The organism is Psychrobacter sp. CAL346-MNA-CIBAN-0220 (assembly GCF_040309805.1).
GTDB lineage: Bacteria > Pseudomonadota > Gammaproteobacteria > Pseudomonadales > Moraxellaceae > Psychrobacter.
Window position 1 is genome coordinate 1 of record NZ_JBEOPF010000613.1, and the last position, 246, is coordinate 246.

Below are 246 nucleotides of genomic sequence, written 5' to 3' on the forward strand. Positions count from 1 at the left end.
GCTATAAGCTGCTCAATGCCTTGCTAAAACATGTGGAAGAATTTAAACAACAAATGACCTCGCTCAACCATATTAAAGTGCTTGGTAAGCAAGACTTTATGGAAATATTTCCGCATTTTAGCGGAGACAATATGGGCCATGATCCACTAAAAATTCTCATTGATATTAGTCAATTGCCTTATTCGTTAAAAGATATTCATAAATTCTTGCTGGATGAAATTGGGCTAGAAATAGAAAAATACACTC

1 protein-coding gene is annotated in these 246 nt (G+C 34.6%); it reads left to right on the plus strand.

Features of this window, described 5'->3' with window-relative positions; genetic code table 11:
• Nucleotides 1-246 (plus strand): hypothetical protein (locus AAEY88_RS15015; RefSeq protein WP_350563676.1); only part of this gene is annotated, 246 nt, incomplete at both ends.